The following is a 20,545-nucleotide window of genomic DNA, read 5'->3' as shown; positions in this document are numbered from 1 at the left end:
GTTCTTTTGTAGGGAACGTTCTTAAAATTATCCCGGGGGGTTGTCCTCCAAACTTTGAGGCAAAGCAAAGATGAATATTCATGAATATCAAGCTAAGCAGCTTCTAAAAGAGTACGGTGTTAACGTACTTGACGGTGGTGTTGCATACACACCTGCAGAAGCTCGCGCAGCAGCAGAAAAACTCGGTGGTCCGGTTTTTGTTGTTAAATCCCAAATTCACGCCGGTGGCCGTGGTAAGGGTAAATTTAAAGAAGCAGCAGCTGGCGAAGCCGGCGGTGTTCGCGTTGTTAAATCTGTTGACGACGTAGAAGCTAACGCAACACAAATGCTCGGCAACACACTGGTCACTCACCAGTCTGGCGCTGAAGGTAAAGAAGTTAAGCGTGTTTACATCGAAGACGGTTGTGACATTGCTTCTGAACTTTACCTCGCGTTCTTGATCGACCGCGCAACAGACAGCGTAACAATCATGGCGTCTACTGAAGGCGGCATGGACATTGAAACTGTTGCTGAAGAAACACCAGAAAAAATCCTGACTGTTTCTATCGATCCAACAACAGGCATCATGCCATTCCACACACGCCAAGTTGCGTTTGGTTTGGGTCTTAAAGGCGCACAGATCAAGGCTTGTTCCAAGATCTTGGCTTCTATGTACAAAGCATTCGTTGAACTTGACGCTTCTATGCTTGAGATCAACCCACTTGTTGTAACGGGTGATGATGACCTGGTTGCACTTGATGCGAAAATGAACTTTGATTCAAACGCTCTTTACCGTCAAAAAGCGGTTATGGAAATGCGCGACGAAGACGAAGAAGATGCAATGGAACTTGAAGCTTCCAAGCATGACCTTAACTACATCAAACTCGATGGTACAATCGGTTGTATGGTGAACGGTGCCGGTCTTGCAATGGGCACAATGGACATCATCAAATTGTACGGTGGTGAGCCAGCTAACTTCCTTGACGTTGGTGGCGGGGCGACGAAAGAACGTGTAACTGAAGCGTTCAAACTGATCCTTTCTGATTCAAACGTTGAAGGCATCTTGGTAAATATCTTCGGTGGTATCATGCGTTGTGACGTGATCGCTGACGGTGTTGTAGCTGCTGCACGCGAAGTTTCCTTGAACGTACCACTTGTTGTACGTCTTGAAGGTACGAACGTTGAACAAGGCAAGAAGATCCTTTCTGAATCTGGTCTGCCTATCATCACTGCTGATAACCTTGCTGACGCTGCTGAAAAAGTAGTGAAAGCCGTGAAGGAGGCTGCGTAACATGGCCGTTCTTATTAATAAAGACACCAAAGTAATCTGTCAGGGTTTCACTGGTGCACAGGGTACTTTCCACTCTGAACAAGCGATTGCATATGGCACACAAATGGTCGGTGGTGTTACACCGGGCAAAGGTGGTTCAACTCACCTTGACTTGCCAGTATTCGACACTGTTGCTGATGCACGTGAGAAAACAGGCGCGAACGCTTCTGTAATCTACGTTCCACCACCATTTGCTGCTGATGCGATTTTGGAAGCTATCGACGCGGAAGTCGAACTTGCTGTTTGTATCACTGAAGGCATTCCAGTCATGGATATGGTTAAAGTGAAACGCGCTTTGGCAAATTCTAAAACACGTCTTGTTGGTCCAAACTGCCCAGGTGTTATCACGCCGGGCGAATGTAAAATCGGCATCATGCCGGGCCACATCCACAAGCGTGGTTCTGTTGGTATCGTATCTCGTTCAGGTACATTGACTTACGAAGCAGTTGCACAAACTACAGCTGCTGGCATGGGGCAATCTACTTGTATCGGTATCGGTGGTGATCCGGTTAACGGTACAAACTTCATCGATTGCTTGGACATGTTCCTTGGTGATGATGAAACAGAATCCATCGTTATGATCGGTGAGATCGGCGGTACTGCAGAGGAAGAAGCTTGCGAATTCCTCAAACAGTCCAAAGTGAAAAAACCGGTTGTTGGCTTTATCGCAGGTGTTACTGCACCTCCGGGTAAACGTATGGGCCACGCTGGCGCCATCATTTCCGGTGGTCAAGGTACTGCGGACGCCAAAATGGAAGCCATGAGATCTGCGGGCATCGCTGTTGCAGACTCACCAGCTTCTATCGGTAGCACAATGGTTAAGCTTCTGGGCTAATCATTGTTGGAGGCGGGTTAGTCCCGCCTCTATCCTAGTTTTGGGAGTAAGAGTGCGGTGGATCCACTAAGAGAAAAAGCCGCACTCCTCTAGGGAAAAGAAAAAAATATGGTTGATACCCCTGAATCAGTCCTGAACGGCAACAACACTGTCTATCTGGCAGAATTGTATACCCGTTACATGAAGGATCCATCCTCTGTAGATCAGAGCTGGGTTGCCTTCTTCTCCGGATTGCGCGAAGACGGTCTGGAAGCACTCCAGAACCTCAGCGGTCCAAGTTGGAATAAGCCGAGCCACGGTGTCGTTAATACAGGCGTTAGTTCTGTTACGGCTCCGGTTGCAGCACCTCAGCCTCAGCCGGGTGCAGTTTATGCACAGGCCGATGATGATGTCATTCGTGCAGCAACATTGGATTCTATCCGTGCATTGATGTTGATCCGTTCGTATCGTGTACGCGGTCACTTGATTGCTCGCTTCGATCCGCTGGGCATTGAAGGTAATAATTACCACCCTGAATTGGACCCGAAATCCTACGGCTTCACAGATGCCGATATGGATCGTCCAATTTTTATCGATTTCGTACTTGGTCTGGAAACAGCCACGCTGCGTGAAATCGTTGAAAAAGTTAAACAGACATACTGCCGTCATATCGGTGTTGAATTCATGCATATTCAGGAGCCAGAAGAAAAATCCTGGATCCAGCGTCGCATCGAATCCACTGAAAACCAGTCTGAATTCACGGTTAAGGGCAAGACAGCTATTCTTGAGCGCTTAACAGAAGCAGAAGGTTTTGAGCAGTTTCTGGACAAGAAATACACAGGTACAAAACGTTTTGGCCTTGAAGGTGGTGAGTCTCTCATCCCGGCCATGGAACAAATTCTTAAGCGCGGCGCACAGTTGGGCTTGAAAGAAGTTGTTTTGGGCATGCCACACCGTGGTCGCCTCAACGTTCTGACCAACGTTATGCACAAGCCGTTTCGCGCGCTCTTTTCTGAATTCCAAGGCAATTCATCCAACCCGGATGATGTTGAAGGTTCAGGCGATGTGAAGTACCACTTGGGCACTTCAGCAGATCGTGAATTTGACGGCAACAACGTTCACCTGTCCTTGACAGCCAACCCGTCTCACCTTGAGCTGGTAAACCCGGTTGTTCATGGTAAGGTTCGCGCCAAACAAGAACAGCTTGGCGGGTCTCGCTCTCAAGTGATGCCATTGTTGCTTCATGGGGATGCGGCTTATTCTGGTCAGGGTATTGTGCCGGAAGGCCATGCCATGTCTGACCTGCGTGGTTATAAAGTTGGCGGTACAATTCACATCATCGTGAATAACCAGATCGGCTTTACAACAGCACCGCACTATTCTCGTTCGTCTCAGTATCCTTCTGATGTGGCGAAAATGGTTCAGGCACCGATCTTCCATGTGAATGGGGATGATCCGGAAGCTGTTGTTCACGTGGCCCGTATTGCAACTGAATATCGCCAAGAATTTGGTAAAGACGTTGTGATCGACTTGTTCTGTTATCGCCGTCACGGTCATAACGAATCTGACGAGCCGATGTTTACAAACCCGCATATGTACAAGGTCATCAAAAACCAAGTTACAACACGCGAATTGTATGCACAGCGCCTAGTGGCTGAAAAAGTTCTTTCTGAACAACAAGTTCAGGATATCTATGACGATTTCAGAGCGCGCCTGGAAGAAGAATTCCAAGCGGGTAACGCCTATAAGCCCAATAAAGCCGATTGGTTTGAAGGTAAATGGGAAGGTTTCGCCAACGCTAAAGGTGAGGAAGAATTCCGCAATGAAGATACGTCTGTATCTGAGGAAGTCCTTAAAGAAGTGGGTAAAGCCATTTCCACTGCACCGGACAAGTTCAATGTGAACAAGAAGGTACAGCGCCAGCTTAAAGCCAAGTCCAAAATGATCGAAACCGGTGAAGGTATCGATTGGGCAACGGGTGAAGCTTTGGCCTTTGGTTCTCTACTTGTGGATAAGCACAAGGTTCGTCTCTCCGGTCAGGATTGTGGTCGCGGGACATTCTCCCAACGTCATTCTGTGATCGTGGATCAGGAAACTGAAGAACGTTACCGCCCTTTGAGCAACATTCGTGAAGGCCAAGGTGAATATGAAGTCATCGATAGCCCGTTGATCGAAATGTCGGTTCTTGGTTTTGAATATGGTTATTCTTTGGCTGAGCCGAACGCTTTGGTCATGTGGGAAGCCCAGTTTGGTGATTTCGCCAACGGTGCCCAGATGATTATTGACCAGTTCATCAGCTCTGGTGAGTCAAAATGGTTGCGCTTAAGCGGTTTGACCATGCTTCTGCCACACGGTTTTGAGGGTCAGGGTCCAGAACACTCTTCTGCACGTCCTGAGCGTTACTTACAATTATGTGCTGAAGACAACTGGCAAGTTTGTAACCTGACAACGCCTGCGAACTATTTCCACGCACTGCGTCGTCAAGTGTGCCGTAACTTCCGCAAACCTTTGGTGATTATGACACCTAAATCTTTGCTGCGTCACAAACTGTGTCAAAGCACATTGGCTGATTTCTCAACGGGCTCTGCTTTCAAGCGTGTCATTGGCGAAATCGACCAGCTCACAGCAAACGATAAAGTGAAACGCGTCGTTCTTTGTACAGGTAAAGTTTACTATGACCTGCTGCAAACGCGCCGTGATAAAGGTATCGACGATGTTGCCATCGTTCGTGTGGAACAACTCTACCCATGGCCGAAAGAGACCATTAAGGAAGAGATTTCCAAATATACCAACGCTGACGTGGTTTGGTGTCAAGAAGAACCGGCGAATATGGGCTATTGGGGCTTTGTATTCCCTCGTTTGATGTACATCTGCCAAGAGTTGAGCGTCAAAGGTGGTTTGCCAGGTTTCTCTGGTCGCCGCGCATCTGCATCACCTGCAACGGGCTTGAATAAAGTCCATGTTGCTGAACAACAGTTCCTGGTTGAAGAAGCCCTCGGTGGTAAATTGGAAGATCTTCCAACACCGTTCGCTCGTGAGACCAAAATGGCTGCATCTAAACTATAGAATTTGTGAGGAAACAAATGGCCACAGAAATTACTGTTCCTGCTTTGGGTGAATCTGTATCGGAAGGTACAGTTTCAAAGTGGCTCAAAAATATCGGCGACACCGTTGCCGTTGACGAACCACTTGTAGAGCTGGAAACAGATAAAGTAACTGTCGAAGTGCCAAGCCCTGTTGCTGGTACATTGGTAGAAATCGTTGCAGGTGACGACACTGACGTAGAAGTTGGTGCTGTCCTTTGTATGGTTGGTGAAGCTGGCGAAGCGGCTGCTCCTGCAGCACCTGCTGCGGCTCCCGCGGCTGAAGCAGCACCTGCTGCACCAGCAGCTTCAGGCGGTACAGGCGAAGTCGTTGACATCGTTGTGCCAAACCTGGGTGAGTCAATCACCGAGGGTACTGTTGCAAGCTGGCTGAAGAATGTCGGTGATGAAGTTGCTGTTGATGAAGGCTTATGTGAAGTCGAAACTGACAAAGTTACGGCTGAACTGCCTTCACCTGTTGCAGGCGTTGTAACCGAAATCGTTGTTGCAGAAGATACTGACGTAGAAGTCGGTCAAGTTGTTGCAAAAGTTGCTGTTGGTGCAACTGCGGGTGCTGCGGCACCGGCAGCTGCGGCTTCTGCTCCGGCTGCATCTGCACCAGCGGGTGGTGTGGCAAACACAGCACACCCACTGTCACCAGCGGTGAGCAAACTGGTTAATGATAACGCTTTGGACGCTTCTAAAATCCCGGCAACCGGCAAAGACGGTCGTTTGGTTAAAGGTGACGTTCTGGCTTATATCGAAAGCGGTCAGGCTGCTAAAGATAAAGCGGCACCTGCGCCTGCTCCTGCGAAAGCTCCGGCTCCTGCAAAAGCGGCACCTGCCCCTGCTGCGGCTGCGGCTTCATCTACACCAAACGGTGCGATGATCCCACCACGCCCAGAAGGACCACGTGAAGAACGCGTTAAAATGACACGTCTTCGCAAGGTGATCGCAGGTCGCTTGAAAGAAGCACAAAATACAGCTGCTATCTTGACCACATGGAACGAAGTCGACATGACGGGCGTTCTGGAAATGCGCAAACAGTATAAAGAAGGTTTTGAGAAGAAACACGGCGTGAAGCTTGGCTTCATGGGTATCTTCACAAAAGCTTGTGTGACCGCACTTCGTGAGTGGCCAGCAGTTAATGCTGAGATCGATGGCGACGAAATCGTATATAAAAACCACTATGATGTGGGTATTGCGGTTGGTTCACCAACAGGTCTTGTTGTTCCGGTTGTACGCGATTGTGACGAAAAATCATTGGCAGGTATTGAAGGTGATATCCTTGATTACGGTAAGCGCGCACGTAACGGTTCATTGACCATGGATGAGATGATGGGTGGTACATTCACCATTTCAAACGGTGGTGTGTTTGGTTCACTCCTTTCTGCACCGATTTTGAACCGTCCACAGTCTGCGATCTTGGGTATGCACAAGACGCAAATGCGTCCAATGGTCATGCCTGATGGGTCCATTCAAGCTCGTCCAATGATGTATCTCGCGCTGTCTTATGATCACCGTATCATTGATGGCCGTGAAGCCGTGAGCTTCTTGGTACGCGTTAAAGAGTGTCTGGAAGATCCACAACGCATCTTGCTTGACGCTTAAGCGGCAAAAATTATGGGCGGGGGTTGGCAATTGCTGGCTCCCGCTTTTTTATTGAATTTATCTCAAGGAATTTGAAACATGAGTGATAACTTTGACGTTGTCGTTATTGGTGGTGGCCCGGGTGGCTACGTTTGTGCAATCCGTGCAGCCCAATTGGGCCTGAAAGCTGCAATCGTTGAAAAACGCGGCACATTGGGTGGTACATGTTTGAATGTTGGTTGTATCCCAGCCAAAGCTTTATTGCAGTCCACACATCTTTATGAAATGGCCGCCCATGAAATGGCTGACCACGGTATTAAAGTGACACCGAAACTTGATCTTCCAAAGATGCTTGAGCGCAAAGATGCGGTTGTGAAACAGCTGACATCTGGTGTTGAATTCCTCATGAAGAAAAACAAAGTGAAGTACTTTGTGGGTGAAGGTAAAGTCACAGGTGCGGATGAAGTCACCGTTTCTTTAAATGATGGCGGCTCTGAAGTTATCAAAGCGGAAAACGTTGTGATCGCAACAGGTTCTGATGTTGCTTCCCTACCATTCCTTGAAATTGACGAAAAAGTCATGGTTTCTTCAACGGGTGGCATGGAATTGCCGAAAGTTCCGAAGAAACTGGCTGTTATCGGTGGCGGTGTTATTGGTCTTGAGCTTGGTTCGGTCTGGAACCGTTTGGGCGCTGAAGTTACCGTGATTGAATTCTTGGACGGTATCTTGCCGGGCATGGACGGTGAAGTGCGCAAAACGGCACAGAAACTTCTGGCTAAACAGGGCATCAACTTCAAGCTGGCAACGAAAGTGACAGCAGCGAAGAAAACAAAATCTTCTGTTACGCTGACGATGGAGCCAGCCGCTGGTGGTGATGCTGAAGAACTTAAAGCCGATATTTGCTTGGTTTCAATCGGTCGTCGTCCTTACACAGACAACCTTGGTTTGGCTGAAGCAGGCGTTGAAATGGATGAGCGCGGCTTTGTTAAGGCTGATCACGACCTTCAAACAAATGTTGCAGGCATCTTTGCCATTGGTGATGTGATCGGCGGCTTGATGCTGGCGCACAAAGCTGAAGAAGAAGGCATTGCAGTTGCTGAAATGCTCGCAGGTCAGTCTGGTCACGTAAACTATGATGTGATCCCGGGTATTGTTTATACGCACCCAGAAATCGCAGGCGTGGGTAAAACCGAAGAGCAGCTTAAAGAAGAAGGCATTGCCTACAAAAAAGGTAAATTCCCCTTCACGGCAAACGGTCGTGCTTTGGCAAATGGTGATTCAGAAGGCTTTGTTAAAATCCTGTCTGATAAAACAACAGATCGCGTTCTTGGCTGTCATATTGTGGGCCCACAAGGCGGTGATTTGATCCAGGAAGTTGTTCAGGCGATGGAATTTGGCGGTTCTGCTGAAGATATTGCCCGTACATGTCACGGTCACCCAGGTTTGCCTGAAGCGGTTAAAGAAGCAGCCTTGGCTGTTGATAAACGCGCAATCCACGCTTAATAAGCGCTGCATTGTTTTTAAAAGTTTAAAGGCTTTTCTGTTCATTCAGAAAAGCCTTTTTCTTTGTTTAAATATTGGGGATTTAGGCCTTAGCCAACAACGACCTTATTGCCACCTTGTTCTTTGGCTTTGAGCAAGAAACGCTCACAAAGATTGACCAGATCATCAAGGTTTTCAGTATTTTGCCACGTCACCCCAATGCTGATACTGGTTTTAACCTGTTGGTTGGTGTAATGCAGCGGTGTGGTTTCGATCTCATGGCGGATATTTTCGAAAAACTCGATAATATCTTCAGTTCCGTCGCGATACATAATCGCGCAAAATTCACCGCCGCTAAAACGGGTGACAACGCCGATATTGGCAAAATGTTGTCTCAGCTTACTCGCCGCATGGCGCAAAATCTCATCGCCACAGTCATGCCCATAGGTATCATTAACGGTTTTAAGCCCGTCAAGATCCATCATGGCGGCAATCAGATAGCCATTGCCTTCTTGGGACTCTTTAAACATCTGTAGGCCGCGCTCATAGAAATAACGCCGATTTTTTAGGCCTGTAAGATAATCCGTAACCACCGATTCTTTCATGGCATTGATGTAGTCGATAATTTCTACATTTTGCGAGACACGGCAGAAGAACTCTTCATTTAAGAAGGGCTTGGTGATGAAATCATTAGCCCCGACTTTAATGAATTTGGCGGAAAGTGCGTGGTTGCCATAGGTCGATACGCCAATGATGGAAAGCTCACGTTTTGAATATTGCGTGCGGATTTTCTTAGTAAATTCAAAACCATCCAGATTGGGCATGTTGTAATCAGTAATGACGAGCTTAACATCAGGGTTATTGGCAAGGACCTCAAGCCCTTCAAGCCCGTCTTTGGCTTCAACCACTTGGAATTTATAACGGTTGAGCAATTCACCCATTTGGAAGCGCGCGGTTTTAGAATCATCGACTAAAAGCACTTTAACAAACTGGTTTTGATAAAGCCGCTTCACAGTCGAGATCACGTATTCAATACTGGCGGGGCTGTCTTTCAGCACATAATCAATGATGCGTTTTTGCATCAAATCGTCGCGCATTTCCTCATTAAAATGACCAGAAAAAACAACAGAAGGAATATTCTTCTTCATTACATGTTCAACAATTTCCCCGTTGGGTGCATCGGGAAGGTTGAGGTCAAGTAAGGCTAAAAAGAAATCATCAGCACGTTCTTCAAGGATTTCATCGGCTTCTTGAAGGGTTTCAGCGCAGGCCACAACAAATCCAAGCTGTTTTTCCAACTGGCTTTTAATCACCGAGCGATAGAATTTCGCATCTTCAACCAGCAGGATTTCTGTTGGTTTGGTTTCATGGGTCATCGCAGGCGTCCTAGCATATGTAAATTAATCTGCACGAAGGAAGTGACCTTTCAGAGTTTTCTTGGCATCGTTTATGGCACTTTTAGTTTTTGCAAGGATATCGGCTGAGGCAATATCCTTGAGGCTGCAGACACATGTTGTGAAGCTGATGTTCAATTCTTGATCTGCAAAATTAAATGTTTTCTGGGTGAGCATGTTATGGGCATTTTGGATATGCTCCATATAATCATCAAGGTTATCAGTGGTACCCAACAAGCAGAATTGACTGCCGCCATAACGCGTGGTCAGGCCACTTGATTTGAAGGTTTTTTCAAACTCACGCGCGAGCATAAACAAGATCGCATCCCCTGCATCGCTGCCATATTTATCATTAAATTCTTTAAAGTCATCTAATTCAAAAAAGGCGCAGACGAGGTTAAGCTCAAGCTCTCTCGCTCTTTTGTAGATACGTTTATATTTAGCTTCAAGATAACGACGGTTTTTAAGCTGTGTGACCAAATCTGTATAAACAAGCTCATCAAGCTCATGAACCTTATCAAGCGCATCCATGTTTAAGGTGACGCGACAGAAGAATTCTTCTGTCAGAAAGGGTTTTACAAGAAAGTCACTGGCCCCGGCTTTTAGAAATTGGGCCGAGATGGCGTGGGTACCGTAGGCTGAAACCCCAATGATGCAAACTTCATCACGGTTCTTTTTTGCACGGATTCTTTTACAGACATCCACGCCCTGCATATCGGGCATATTATAATCGGTGATGACAAGGCGGATATCACCATGCTCGTTAAATACTTTTAAGGCTTCTTGACCATTTTCTGCACTAAATACGTTGAAATTAAACTGGCGCAATAAGGCGACCATATGTTTGCGTGCCACGCGTGAATCATCAACCACCAACACTTTGCAATGATTGTTTTTGAAATAACGATCAACTGTGTTGAGAACATAGTTCAGGCTTGCCGGGCTGTCTTTGACCACATAATCAATAATATTAGGGCGTTCTAACAGGTCGCGGATTTCTTCACTAAAAGAGCCGGAGAAAATAATCGAGGGGATCGACATACCTGAAACCACATCCACAATTTCCCCATCAGGGGCATCGGGCAGGTTCAAATCCAGTAAAGCAAGGTCGTAATGATTTTGGCGCGATGTTAGTTCTTTTACCGCTTCGCCATAGGTTTCAACGGCGGTAACGTTATAGCCAAAGCTTCCTTCGATTTGAGATTTCAGGACGGTTCTGAAGAATTTCGCATCTTCTACCAGTAAAATCTCAGCCATTATTCCACCTGTTTTATTAATTTATTTGAAAGCGCTCTTAAAAGACTACAAAAACTACAGGGGTATCGCAAACAATAAGTACATGAAAAGATTCAAGTTATGACAGTTTGTCAAAGGGGATAGTGAGTTTAGCACGCGCATCATCCATGCGTTCATTGGGCCCTTTGGGTGTTTGGTCTTCTTCTTCAACGGCTTCGGGTTGCCATTCTTTCATATAGTCAGTGGCTGATTTTACATCTTCGCGATGATAATCCTCCTCATAATCTTCAAGATGATATTCCTGAAAAGTGGGGTCATCATTTTGGGCACCGTCTTCTTCAGCCAATTTAGCAAGGCGATCAAAGGTGGTGAGTGAATTATAAAGCTCGGGGTCCATTTCTTCACGATGGGGGCGGCACGTCCAGATGAGGAAAAAGGCCGGAAAACCAGCAACAAACCAGCCCGGCAGCTGCAAGATAGTGGAGAGAATAACATCTAGAAGGACAGAATCAAAACGGGCTTTAAAAGCAATCCATTTTCCCGGGGCAAGGGCAATGAGCAGGTCATTGGTAGAGGTGATAAACCCGCGTGAAACAACAGCTTCAGCAGCAGCGAGAAGAAAAGCTGCAGCAAAAAAGACCCAGCCGAGCAAAAAACCGACTTTCATACCAAGGCTTAAAGAATGGGAGGGTGTGCGCAACTTCACATCAACCTTAAAAAAAATCCGCTAATCCTTTCATACTATCGTCATGGATTACGAAATGAAAGGATAATGCAGTGCTGACACATATTCGTGATGATAATCTTCGCCTGATTCTTGCCCCCCAGGAAAAAGAATATATTGAAGAACAGTATGAGTATCATCAAACATCGCTGATATATTGCATCACATCAATTGTCGGGCTGTTTTTTTATGCTCAGCTTTCTCCATTGATCTTGGTTATAAACAAGCAAGCTTATGGTGTGTTGATGACTTTTGGTTTCTTATGGGTGATTGTTGCTTTTTGTGCCCTGTTGATGTTTATCCCTATCTTACTTAAGGTTTTGAAATATAAGAAACTCATAGCAGAACAGAAGGTGTTCTTACAAAAATATAACCGTTCCTTATAGGGTCATTTTTTCTAAGATCAATAGCTTGCGCTTAGGTAAAAGCTTGCGTATTCTAATGGTCGATAAAGGCGAAATAATAATCAATCATCGGGGACTGAAATGCAAACTTATGGGGTTGAGGCGGTTAAAAACCGGCTGTTATTTGATAACCCATGGTGGGCATTGGATGAACAGACGCCGCAAAAGTTCAAACTTCCCCCAAAGCGCCTTTTTTTCAAAGACTTTGCCCACAAAATAGAACAAGGCGAGATGGGCCGTTCTGTTGTTCTTTCTGGTCCACGTCGTTGCGGTAAAACCGTGATGGTGCGCCAGATGGTGGCCCGCCTTATTGAAACGGGTACTTCACCGCGCCATATCTTGCTGGCCTCACTTGGGGCGCCGACCTATTGGGAAGCGGGCCTGCGCGAGATTTTGAGCCTGTTTATCAAGCGTAATCAAGACACATCTGAAGGCAAAACCCTTTATGCTTTTCTTGATGAGCTTCAGTATATGGCCGATTGGCAAGAAGATCTGGTGGAAGTGGCAAAAGAATTTCCACAAGTGCGCCTCATCGGTGTGCTTTCAGCGGGGGTATCTTTACCGGAAGAACTGGAAGACAATGATCCGGGCTATGATATTTCAATTCTTCCCCCTTTATGTTTTGCAGAATTTTTGCGCTTTCGTGGGCGTGAGCAAGAATTGTTTGGTGGCGATCCGGCCCAACATAAGCTAGCCTTTAATCAGGCTAACCTGCCTGCGTTGAATAAAGAATTTCAATATTATATCAATTATGGTGGTTTTCCTGAAAGTGTGCTGGGCAAGACCCAAGGCGCACCTTCGCCGTTATTTGTGCGCGATGGCATGATTGACCGTTTGCTGCATAAAGACATGGCGTCTTTTTACGGCATTAATGATTTAAAGGGCCTGTCCCATCTTTTTGCCTTACTGGCCTATAATACGGGGTTGGAAGTCAGTATTGAAGAGCTTGCGCGCGAAACCAAGATTGCCAAAAACACCTTGCGTAAATATCTCGATTTCCTTGAATCGGCTTGGCTTATTCGTCGCCTGCATCGTGTTGATAAAAATGCCAAACGCTTTCAGCGCGCGGTGGCTTTTAAGGTGTTTATCACCTCACCAAGTTGGTATGCGGCCCTGTTTGGTCCGGTCTTCCCCAATGATAAGGTTTATCCCCGTTTGGTGGAAACCGCGGTTTACAGCCAATGGCTGGGTGCTTCTCATCGCATTGCAGCACTTACATATGCAAGCTGGCGCGGTGGTAAAATTGATCTGGTGGGCTATAGCGATTTGGCGGCGCAAAAACAACGCGCGCCTGAACCCAACCTGATTATCGAGATGGATTGGAAGCAGACCTTATCAGGTTTTGGCGAAGGGCCACAAACAGTGACGGATTTTGTGCGCTTAAACTGTAATGGCGAAGAAGACACTTTGCTTTTGACCCAGAATATTGTGCGCACAGGCTATCATCGCCATGTGCGCATTCAATCTATGCCAGCAAGTCTTTATGCCTATGGTTTGGTGAACGAACTGGGTTAAACGCCCGCTGCACTATTCATTTTACGCAGTAAAGTCACCAGCTGGACGGCTTCTTCATCATTCAGCGCACTTGTGGTCACGCGATCACTTTTCTTGGCAAGTTCAAGGCCACGGGCATAGACTTCTTTTCCTTCATCACTTAAGACCAATGCGTTGGAGCGTCGATCAGTGGGCGAGGGTTTTCGCAAAACAAGCCCGCGGTTTTCAAGCCCGTCAATGACCGCGACCATGGTAGAGCGTTCCACACCAAGGGAGCGTGCGACAGCGGATTGGGACATGCCTTCATTGCTGGCAATAAGCGTGAGCACCCCAAACTGACCGGGTGTCACCTGCGTTTCTGCCATGGCGTCTGTGAAATTGTTGAAGGATGTAACTTGTGCGCGACGCAGATGATATGTCATCAGGTCGTTCAAGGGACCAATATTCGTTTTTTCAGGCACCAAAAACCTCTAAGATGGTTTGACAATAAATGTTATGGATACCAACATATAACCCGATCTGCCATCTGTCCAGCCTTGGAGTTTTTTCATGCAATATGTTGTGCCTTTATGGACCCCGCCCGCCCTTCACGTAAAAGACAGTGAGGCCCAGTTTCCCATTCGCCGTGTCCATTGTGTGGCGAAAAACTACGGGGCACATATCCGCGAGATGGGGGGAGACCCCAATAAGGTGAAGCCGAAATTCTTTTCAAAATCCGCCCATGCAGTAAGCGCGGGTGTGGATGAGGTTTCCATTGCGTATCCACGCGCCACTCAAGACCTGCATCATGAGGTCGAGCTGGTGGTCGCACTGGGGGAAAATGCGAAAATTTTCGGCTTTGGTATCGGGATTGATTTTACCAAACGAGACCTTCAGGCCGTGGCTAAAGAAAATGGCATGCCGTGGGATACTTCAAAAAATTTCACAGGCGGGGCAGCGGTCTCACAAATCATTCCGATTGAGGAAACAGGCGAGTTAACAACGGGGGCCATTTCTTTATCTGTTAATGGAGAAATGCGCCAACAAGGTGACCTCGCCCAAATGATCTATAATGTGCGTGAGATTATGGATCATCTTGATGGCTATGATGAATTGCTCGCAGGTGATATTATTTTCACAGGCACGCCTGCGGGTGTGGGTGCTGTTGAAAAAGGCGATGAAATGAGCTGTAAAATTGAAGGCTTGCCTGACTTCACAGTGAGATTGGTGTGATGAAATCTGCTTTAATTGCATTATCAGTACTGATCGTTTTATCGGGCTGCATGGGGGCGTCTTCACCTGTTTATTGGAAACATAAGACCCTGCCTTCATCGCAATGGCGCACAGACCAAAACCGCTGTAAGCGAGCCGTTGATAAACACCTCGGGCTTGATTATCGCAATCACGCAGATCAAGGTTTAAGCATGTATGATGAGCAGATGCGCCAATATGAAGTGGGTAAAAAACAGAAGAAATTGCTCAACAGCTGTATGCGCCGTTTAGGCTATGTCCCGATGAATTAAGTTAATTCTTCAAGCCAAAGATCGAGACTTAAAAATACTCCGGCCCCCGCAAGGGCAATGCGAAAGCCGGAAAAAAAAAGAACAGGTGCGGTTGGGTTTGAGAAGGGGGGAGGGAGACCGACGTGTTCATATAAACAGTCTACCTTGAAGCTTTGATCACCTGCAAATCACACTTATGTGAGCAGCACATCCTGCCCAAACAAAAAAGGGGAACCCAATGGCTCCCCTTTCTTTAAATTATATGACGACTTAGAACTTACATGTTTGGGTAGTTCGGGCCGCCCATACCTTCTGGTGTCGTCCAGTTGATATTCTGGGTCGGGTCTTTGATGTCACATGTTTTACAATGCAGGCAGTTGGCAAAGTTCATCTGGAACTTTTTCTGACCTTCATTTTCTTCATCATCAAGATATTCATAAACCCCAGCTGGGCAGAAGCGTACTTCAGGGCCTTCGTATTTTGCCCAGTTTACGCTCAGCGGCACAGACTCGTCTTTGAGTTTTAAGTGACACGGCTGGCTTTCTTCATGGGCCGTGTTGGAAATGAAGACAGAAGACAATTTATCAAAGCTGATTTTCCCATCCGGTTTTGGATAGTCAATCTTTGGCATGCTGGCTGCTGGCTTTAATGTTTCGTTGTCTGCATGTGGATGTTTCAACGTCCAAGGCTCACGACCGCCAGTTAGGTAAGTTGTGAAACCGGAATAGACTAAACCGCCAAAGAAGCCCCATTTGGCAAAGCTTGGGCGGATGTTGCGTACTTTATAAAGCTCATCCCACACATAAGACGCTTTCATATTGGCGCTATATTGTGTTGGCTCGTTTGAAACATTTTCGTCTTCTGAGGTGCAAAGATCGAAAATGGCATTTGCCGCTTCGATGCCTGATTGCATGGCGTTATGTGTACCTTTGATTTTTGGCACATTGAGGAAACCAGCAGAACAGCCAACCAGACAACCACCCGGGAAGGTCAGTTTCGGGATGGACTGGAAGCCACCTTCATTAAGGGCACGCGCGCCATAGGCGATACGACGACCAGCTTCAAAGGTTTTGCAAATTTCAGGGTGCGTTTTGAAACGCTGGAATTCGTCAAAAGGTGAGAGATGGGGGTTTTCATAATCCAGACCCACAACAAAACCAACAGCCACCTGATTGTTATCGAGGTGATAAAGGAAGGAGCCGCCATAGGTCTTGCTATCCATCGGCCAGCCCGTGGTGTGAACGATCTTGCCTTCAGAATGTTTGGCAGGATCAATTTCCCAAAGCTCTTTAATACCGATCCCAAAGGTTTGTGGATCGCAATCTTTGCGCAGGTCAAACTTCGCCATGATGTCTTTGGCAAGCGAGCCGCGCACACCTTCTGCAAAAATGGTGTAGCGCGCATGAAGTTCTACACCGGGTTCAAAGTTCGGGCCTTCAGAGCCGTCTTTTTCACGGCCCATATCGCCTGTGGCAATGCCTTTAACCGAACCGTCTTCGTTATAGAGAACTTCACAAGCAGCAAAGCCCGGGTAAACTTCAACGCCCATTTCTTCGGCTTGTTCACCCAACCAGCGACACACATTACCAAGCGAGACAATATAATTGCCGTGGTTGTTCATCTGCGGTGGGGTTGGCAGCTTTTTAAAACCTGTTTCAGACAGGTGAAGGAAAGAATCTTCCTTGGCTTCTACGGTGAGTGGCGCGCCCATTTCTTTCCATTCAGGAAAGAGAGAGCTAAGCGGGCCCGTTTCAATAACGGCACCAGAAAGAATATGGGCACCAATTTCAGAACCCTTTTCAACCACACAGACGGTGAGCTCTTTTTCTTTTTCCTGTGCGAGTTGGCTGAGTTTAATCGCCGCTGAGAGGCCAGAGGGGCCACCGCCAACAATTACAACATCAAATTCCATGGATTCACGTTCCATAGTCAGGGTCCTTCCAAAATGTTTACATAGTGAACAGTTCTATTTGCGAACATTATTACCACTTTTCTGCAGGCGAACATAGAAAAAATGCACAAACTTGTGAACCTTTCTGTTCAATTATTGTTATTTTTGCTAGGTATTCTTCTATGAACCAGCACTCAGACACGACTTTTGACGATCCAATGAACCCCGAAGCCCTGCTAAAATGGTATGTGGAGATGGGGGTGGACGAATGTATCACCAGCGAATCCGTTGATCGATATGCTGTGTCTGCACAGATGTTGGAGGCTAAAAAAGCTGCTCAGGCTCAACAACAGGCCCCTCAAACAAACAGACAGGCGCCACAACAAGCGCCTTCACAAGGTGCTGCGTCACTCTCGCCTAAACCTAAAACGCAACCCAATGGGCCAGCCCAACAGGTACAGGCCACAGACGAAATGGTCCATATGGCCGTTGAGCTTGCTCAAAATGCCAAGAATGTGGAGCAGTTGCGCGAGGCTGTTTTATCTTTTGAAGGCTGTCATTTGAAAAAAACCGCCATGAATACGGTGTTTGCCGATGGAAATCCCAAGGCCGACATTATGTTTATTGGCGAGGCCCCTGCCACAGATGAAGATCGCCAAGGGGTGCCTTTTGCAGGCGATAATGGCAAGTTGTTTGACCAAATGTTGCAGTCTTGTGGCTTGGAAGAAAAATTGGGGGATCGCTCCAATGTCTATATCACCAATGTTTTGTTTTGGCGTCCACCGGGAAATCGCAATCCGACCTTAAGCGAAATTGCCGTTTGCCTGCCATTTTTGGAGCGCCATATCGAATTGGTGGACCCGAAAATGATCGTGCTTTTGGGCGGGGCGGCGGCCAAGGCGGTATTGGGTCATCATGAAGGGATTTCACGCCTGCGCGGGCGCTGGTTTACCCATGCCACACCGGGCCTATCACGTCCGGCCCAAGCCACAGCTCTTTTCCATCCGGCCTATTTATTGCGCTCACCTGCACAAAAACGCCGTGCATGGGGGGATTTGCTGTCCATTGTGGAAAAACTGGAAACACTTTAATTTTTCGCAGAATCTTGCGATTTTAGTAAAAATATATTAGGTTGGTGCCTTATAGCTAAGGGCAATCACTTCATCCTTTAAAATCAAAAGGTTATCAGAATTTCCTCAACATAACAATATATTGTGTTTTTGTGATATTCGTTTAATAGATATGGTATTCAAACTTAAAGACGCCGTTGTTGCATTCGGCCTGACCATGGGTGTTTTCGCCACTGCATTTGCGGGCGAGTCCAACATTCAACTGGCTGCATTAGAAGAAGATGCAGTTCATAAATTGGATGTGGTTGCCCAATTAGACGATCAAAACCTGTCGCTTTATCAGGATGTTTTTGCTTTGCAGGAAAGCGGGAACTGGAAAAAAGCGGACAAGCTGATTGCAAAAATCACCGATCGTACCTTGATGGGCCATGTGCTTGCCCAGCGTTATCTCCATCCCACGAAATATCGTTCGCGCTATAAAGAATTGCGCAAATGGTTGGCGAAATATCACGATCACCCCCAAGCAAAACAGATTTATAAACTGGCAAAAAAACGCCGCCCTAAAAATGCGCTGAACCCGCAAGCTCCAACGGGGCGATATCTTAGTGGGTCGGGTTATGATGCCACAGGTCATGCGACAAAAGTTTATTCTCCACGCAAACGCTTAAGTAAAGCCAAGGCGCGCAAGGCGGCAGGCTATACCCGCAAGATGCGTTATTATACGCGAAAAGGCTGGACCAAATCGGTTAAGCGCTTGTTGCGCACTAAAGAAGTTCATCAATTGCTGCACCGGGGTCAAATTGATCAGGCGCGCACATGGCTGGCGGCGGGCTATTACGCTGATGGTCTGGATAAATGGGCCTATGAATGGTCACTTAAAGCGGTGAAACGTTCTGGCAAATATATCCCCACAGCCCATTGGATTGCGGGTTTGGCCTCGTGGCGCATGGGTAAATTACAACAAGCAGCCAGCCATTTTGAAAAAGTTACACAATCTGGTTATTCTTCTGACTGGATGATGTCTGCGGGGGCTTATTGGGCGGCACGTTCTTATTTATTAGAGCGCAAACCCCAACAGGTTAATGACTGGCTTAAAAAAGCCGCAAGCTATCCACGCACCTTTTATGGGCAGTTGGCAAACCGTTCATTAGGTTATGAAACCGTCTTTAATTGGCATATGCCAGACCTGAACCATGATGCGCTTTCTACATTGAAAACACAGCGCTCTGGGCGTCGTGCACTGGCTTTATTGCAGGTTGGCCAAGATGAGATGGCGGAAAAAGAATTTCGCAAATCTTATTCAAAGGCCGATGATGAAGCCCGTGTTGCCATGTTAAATGTGGCGATGCGTAGTAACATGCCGTCTTTTTCCATGCGTTTGGCCTCACAATTGGCGCGCAAAGGGCACAACGTTCCTGATGCAGCGCTTTATCCCATGCCAAAATGGCAGCCTAAAGTGGGCTATAAAGTGGATCGTGCGTTGATCTTTGCTTTGATGCGCCAAGAATCAGGTTTTAACCCCAAGGCAAAATCCTATGCCGGGGCCAAAGGCCTGATGCAATTGATGCCCGGCACAGCCAGCTTTGTGGCACGCGATCGCCGCATGCGTTGGAGCAAGAAACTGTTTGAGCCGGAAACCAACATCAGCCTTGGTCAGCGCTATATCAATATGTTGCTCAATGAAAATGCCATTAATGGCGATCTGTTTCAAATGACAGCCGCGTGGAATGGCGGACCGGGGAACCTCAATAAATGGAAGCGCGGGGTGAAGTACCAAGATGATCCGCTTTTATTTATTGAAAGTATTCCTTCGCGCGAAACCCGTATCTTTATTGAGCGTGTCTTGACCAATTTCTGGATTTATCGCGACCGTATGGGCCAAGAGGTTCCGACTTTAGACGCAATTGCATCTGGTTCATGGCCGATCTATAAAGGACAAGATGCATCTTCTATCGAGATGGCAAAAAAATAACAGGATAATCTCATGTCTCAAATCCATGGGGAACGCGAGTTCCTTTCGCTTAACATTGCAATCATCACCGTTTCAGACACACGCACATTTGAAAATGACAAATCCGGCGATACGTTGGCCGCGCGCATTGAAGGTGCAAACCATAAAGTCTATGAACGTTTGATCATGAAAGATGATTGTAACGAGCTGGCAGAACAGTTGCGCACATGGTCTGATAATCCTGAGATTGATGTGGTTATCACGACAGGTGGCACAGGGGTGACAGGACGTGATGTGACACCAGAAGCTTTTCGTATGGTGATTGAAAAAGAAATCCCCGGTTTTGGCGAAATTTTCCGCATGTTATCTTATCAAAAGATCAAAACATCCACCATTCAGTCCCGCGCCATGGCGGGTTTGGTCAATGCGACCTATATGTTTGCCCTTCCCGGTTCAAGCGGGGCTGTGAAAGATGCGTGGGATGACATTTTGGTTCATCAGCTCGATGCACGCACACGCCCATGTAACTTTGTGGAACTTATGCCACGCCTGAATGAGCATTTAGCATAAACGATTGATCTAAAATCCCCTATTTCACATGGGGGATTGTAATTATTTTCAG

The 20,545-nt window shown here is 47.0% G+C and carries 17 protein-coding genes and 1 pseudogene; 13 read left to right on the top strand and 5 right to left on the bottom strand.

The window, feature by feature from the left end; all coding sequences use genetic code 11:
- The first annotated feature begins 70 nt into the window (after nt 1–70).
- The 6 genes and pseudogenes from sucC to lpdA all read left to right on the top strand — a co-directional run bounded on the left by sucC (nt 71) and on the right by lpdA (nt 8,299).
- Nucleotides 71–1,270 (top strand): ADP-forming succinate--CoA ligase subunit beta, encoded by a 1,200-nt coding sequence (gene sucC / locus MTBPR1_RS12025; protein ID WP_069189249.1) that lies wholly within the window; start codon nt 71–73, stop codon nt 1,268–1,270.
- Nucleotide 1,271: 1 nt separating this feature from the next.
- A complete protein-coding gene (gene sucD / locus MTBPR1_RS12020; protein ID WP_069189248.1) occupies nt 1,272–2,144 on the top strand; it encodes a succinate--CoA ligase subunit alpha in 873 nt (290 codons plus the stop codon).
- A gap of 108 nt (nt 2,145–2,252) precedes the next feature.
- Nucleotides 2,253–5,189: a 2-oxoglutarate dehydrogenase E1 component gene (locus MTBPR1_RS12015; RefSeq protein ID WP_069189247.1), complete on the top strand. Its 2,937-nt coding sequence runs from the start codon at nt 2,253–2,255 to the stop codon at nt 5,187–5,189.
- Nucleotides 5,190–5,206: 17 nt separating this feature from the next.
- A pseudogene (locus MTBPR1_RS18415) lies at nt 5,207–5,419 on the top strand (biotin/lipoyl-containing protein); the annotation flags it as partial.
- Nucleotides 5,420–5,542: 123 nt separating this feature from the next.
- A complete protein-coding gene (gene odhB / locus MTBPR1_RS12010; protein ID WP_338031288.1) occupies nt 5,543–6,817 on the top strand; it encodes a 2-oxoglutarate dehydrogenase complex dihydrolipoyllysine-residue succinyltransferase in 1,275 nt (424 codons plus the stop codon).
- Nucleotides 6,818–6,895: 78 nt separating this feature from the next.
- Nucleotides 6,896–8,299: a dihydrolipoyl dehydrogenase gene (gene lpdA / locus MTBPR1_RS12005; RefSeq protein ID WP_069189245.1), complete on the top strand. Its 1,404-nt coding sequence runs from the start codon at nt 6,896–6,898 to the stop codon at nt 8,297–8,299.
- An 89-nt stretch (nt 8,300–8,388) separates the two neighbouring features.
- Here lpdA and MTBPR1_RS12000 read toward each other — a convergent pair whose 3' ends face one another.
- The 3 genes from MTBPR1_RS12000 to MTBPR1_RS11990 form a co-directional block, all read right to left on the bottom strand.
- Nucleotides 8,389–9,654 (bottom strand): response regulator, encoded by a 1,266-nt coding sequence (locus tag MTBPR1_RS12000; protein ID WP_069189244.1) that lies wholly within the window; start codon nt 9,652–9,654, stop codon nt 8,389–8,391.
- A gap of 24 nt (nt 9,655–9,678) precedes the next feature.
- Nucleotides 9,679–10,929 (bottom strand): response regulator, encoded by a 1,251-nt coding sequence (locus MTBPR1_RS11995; protein ID WP_069189243.1) that lies wholly within the window; start codon nt 10,927–10,929, stop codon nt 9,679–9,681.
- A gap of 97 nt (nt 10,930–11,026) precedes the next feature.
- Nucleotides 11,027–11,614 (bottom strand): hypothetical protein, encoded by a 588-nt coding sequence (locus tag MTBPR1_RS11990; protein WP_069189242.1) that lies wholly within the window; start codon nt 11,612–11,614, stop codon nt 11,027–11,029.
- Between the two features lie 71 nt (nt 11,615–11,685).
- Here MTBPR1_RS11990 and MTBPR1_RS11985 point away from each other — a divergent pair, with 71 nt between their 5' ends.
- Both MTBPR1_RS11985 and MTBPR1_RS11980 read left to right on the top strand, forming a co-directional pair.
- On the top strand, nt 11,686–12,018 hold the full coding sequence (locus tag MTBPR1_RS11985) for a hypothetical protein (protein ID WP_069189241.1): 333 nt from the start codon (nt 11,686–11,688) through the stop codon (nt 12,016–12,018).
- Nucleotides 12,019–12,117: 99 nt separating this feature from the next.
- Nucleotides 12,118–13,551 carry an ATP-binding protein gene (locus tag MTBPR1_RS11980; RefSeq protein ID WP_069189240.1) on the top strand — a complete coding sequence of 478 codons (1,434 nt, stop codon included), beginning with the start codon at nt 12,118–12,120 and terminating at the stop codon, nt 13,549–13,551.
- Here MTBPR1_RS11980 and MTBPR1_RS11975 read toward each other — a convergent pair.
- Nucleotides 13,548–13,991, bottom strand: coding sequence for a MarR family winged helix-turn-helix transcriptional regulator (locus MTBPR1_RS11975; protein ID WP_083223061.1), 444 nt, complete (start codon nt 13,989–13,991; stop codon nt 13,548–13,550). The genes MTBPR1_RS11980 and MTBPR1_RS11975 overlap by 4 nt on opposite strands.
- An 88-nt stretch (nt 13,992–14,079) precedes the next feature.
- Here MTBPR1_RS11975 and MTBPR1_RS11970 point away from each other — a divergent pair, with 88 nt between their 5' ends.
- Both MTBPR1_RS11970 and MTBPR1_RS11965 read left to right on the top strand, forming a co-directional pair.
- Nucleotides 14,080–14,742 (top strand): fumarylacetoacetate hydrolase family protein, encoded by a 663-nt coding sequence (locus MTBPR1_RS11970; RefSeq protein ID WP_069189239.1) that lies wholly within the window; start codon nt 14,080–14,082, stop codon nt 14,740–14,742.
- Nucleotides 14,742–15,032, top strand: a complete 291-nt coding sequence (locus MTBPR1_RS11965) for a hypothetical protein (RefSeq protein WP_069189238.1) — start codon at nt 14,742–14,744, stop codon at nt 15,030–15,032. Before MTBPR1_RS11970 ends, MTBPR1_RS11965 begins: the two co-directional genes overlap by 1 nt.
- Nucleotides 15,033–15,288: 256 nt before the next feature.
- Here the strand turns inward: MTBPR1_RS11965 and MTBPR1_RS11960 are convergent, their stop codons facing one another.
- A complete protein-coding gene (locus MTBPR1_RS11960; protein ID WP_069189237.1) occupies nt 15,289–16,938 on the bottom strand; it encodes an electron transfer flavoprotein-ubiquinone oxidoreductase in 1,650 nt (549 codons plus the stop codon).
- A 146-nt stretch (nt 16,939–17,084) separates the two neighbouring features.
- On the opposite strand from MTBPR1_RS11960, the gene MTBPR1_RS11955 reads away from it, so the two are divergent.
- The 3 genes from MTBPR1_RS11955 (at nt 17,085) to moaB (ending at nt 20,493) form a co-directional block, all read left to right on the top strand.
- A complete protein-coding gene (locus MTBPR1_RS11955) occupies nt 17,085–17,993 on the top strand; it encodes a uracil-DNA glycosylase (protein WP_069189236.1) in 909 nt (302 codons plus the stop codon).
- Nucleotides 17,994–18,144: 151 nt separating this feature from the next.
- Nucleotides 18,145–19,944: a lytic transglycosylase domain-containing protein gene (locus tag MTBPR1_RS11950; protein WP_069189235.1), complete on the top strand. Its 1,800-nt coding sequence runs from the start codon at nt 18,145–18,147 to the stop codon at nt 19,942–19,944.
- A gap of 12 nt (nt 19,945–19,956) precedes the next feature.
- Nucleotides 19,957–20,493, top strand: coding sequence for a molybdenum cofactor biosynthesis protein B (moaB, locus tag MTBPR1_RS11945; RefSeq protein ID WP_069189234.1), 537 nt, complete (start codon nt 19,957–19,959; stop codon nt 20,491–20,493).
- The last annotated feature ends 52 nt before the right edge of the window (nt 20,494–20,545 follow it).

Origin of the sequence: Candidatus Terasakiella magnetica, assembly GCF_900093605.1 — a bacterium.
In the GTDB taxonomy this organism is placed as follows: domain Bacteria; phylum Pseudomonadota; class Alphaproteobacteria; order Rhodospirillales; family Terasakiellaceae; genus Terasakiella; species Terasakiella magnetica.
This window is presented reverse-complemented; position numbering and strand designations above follow the sequence as displayed.

Excerpts from the sequence above, each read along its gene's own strand:
- MTBPR1_RS12015 (WP_069189247.1), top strand. The coding sequence starts at position 2,253 with ATGGTTGATACCCCTGAATCAGTCCTGAACGGCAACAACACTGTCTAT.
- moaB (WP_069189234.1), top strand. The coding sequence starts at position 19,957 with ATGTCTCAAATCCATGGGGAACGCGAGTTCCTTTCGCTTAACATTGCA.
- MTBPR1_RS11970 (WP_069189239.1), top strand. The coding sequence starts at position 14,080 with ATGCAATATGTTGTGCCTTTATGGACCCCGCCCGCCCTTCACGTAAAA.
- MTBPR1_RS11965 (WP_069189238.1), top strand. The coding sequence starts at position 14,742 with ATGAAATCTGCTTTAATTGCATTATCAGTACTGATCGTTTTATCGGGC.
- MTBPR1_RS11955 (WP_069189236.1), top strand. The coding sequence starts at position 17,085 with ATGAACCAGCACTCAGACACGACTTTTGACGATCCAATGAACCCCGAA.
- MTBPR1_RS11960 (WP_069189237.1), bottom strand. The coding sequence starts at position 16,938 with ATGGAACGTGAATCCATGGAATTTGATGTTGTAATTGTTGGCGGTGGC.
- MTBPR1_RS11950 (WP_069189235.1), top strand. The coding sequence starts at position 18,145 with ATGGTATTCAAACTTAAAGACGCCGTTGTTGCATTCGGCCTGACCATG.
- lpdA (WP_069189245.1), top strand. The coding sequence starts at position 6,896 with ATGAGTGATAACTTTGACGTTGTCGTTATTGGTGGTGGCCCGGGTGGC.
- sucC (WP_069189249.1), top strand. The coding sequence starts at position 71 with ATGAATATTCATGAATATCAAGCTAAGCAGCTTCTAAAAGAGTACGGT.
- MTBPR1_RS11980 (WP_069189240.1), top strand. The coding sequence starts at position 12,118 with ATGCAAACTTATGGGGTTGAGGCGGTTAAAAACCGGCTGTTATTTGAT.
- sucD (WP_069189248.1), top strand. The coding sequence starts at position 1,272 with ATGGCCGTTCTTATTAATAAAGACACCAAAGTAATCTGTCAGGGTTTC.
- MTBPR1_RS11995 (WP_069189243.1), bottom strand. The coding sequence starts at position 10,929 with ATGGCTGAGATTTTACTGGTAGAAGATGCGAAATTCTTCAGAACCGTC.
- MTBPR1_RS12000 (WP_069189244.1), bottom strand. The coding sequence starts at position 9,654 with ATGACCCATGAAACCAAACCAACAGAAATCCTGCTGGTTGAAGATGCG.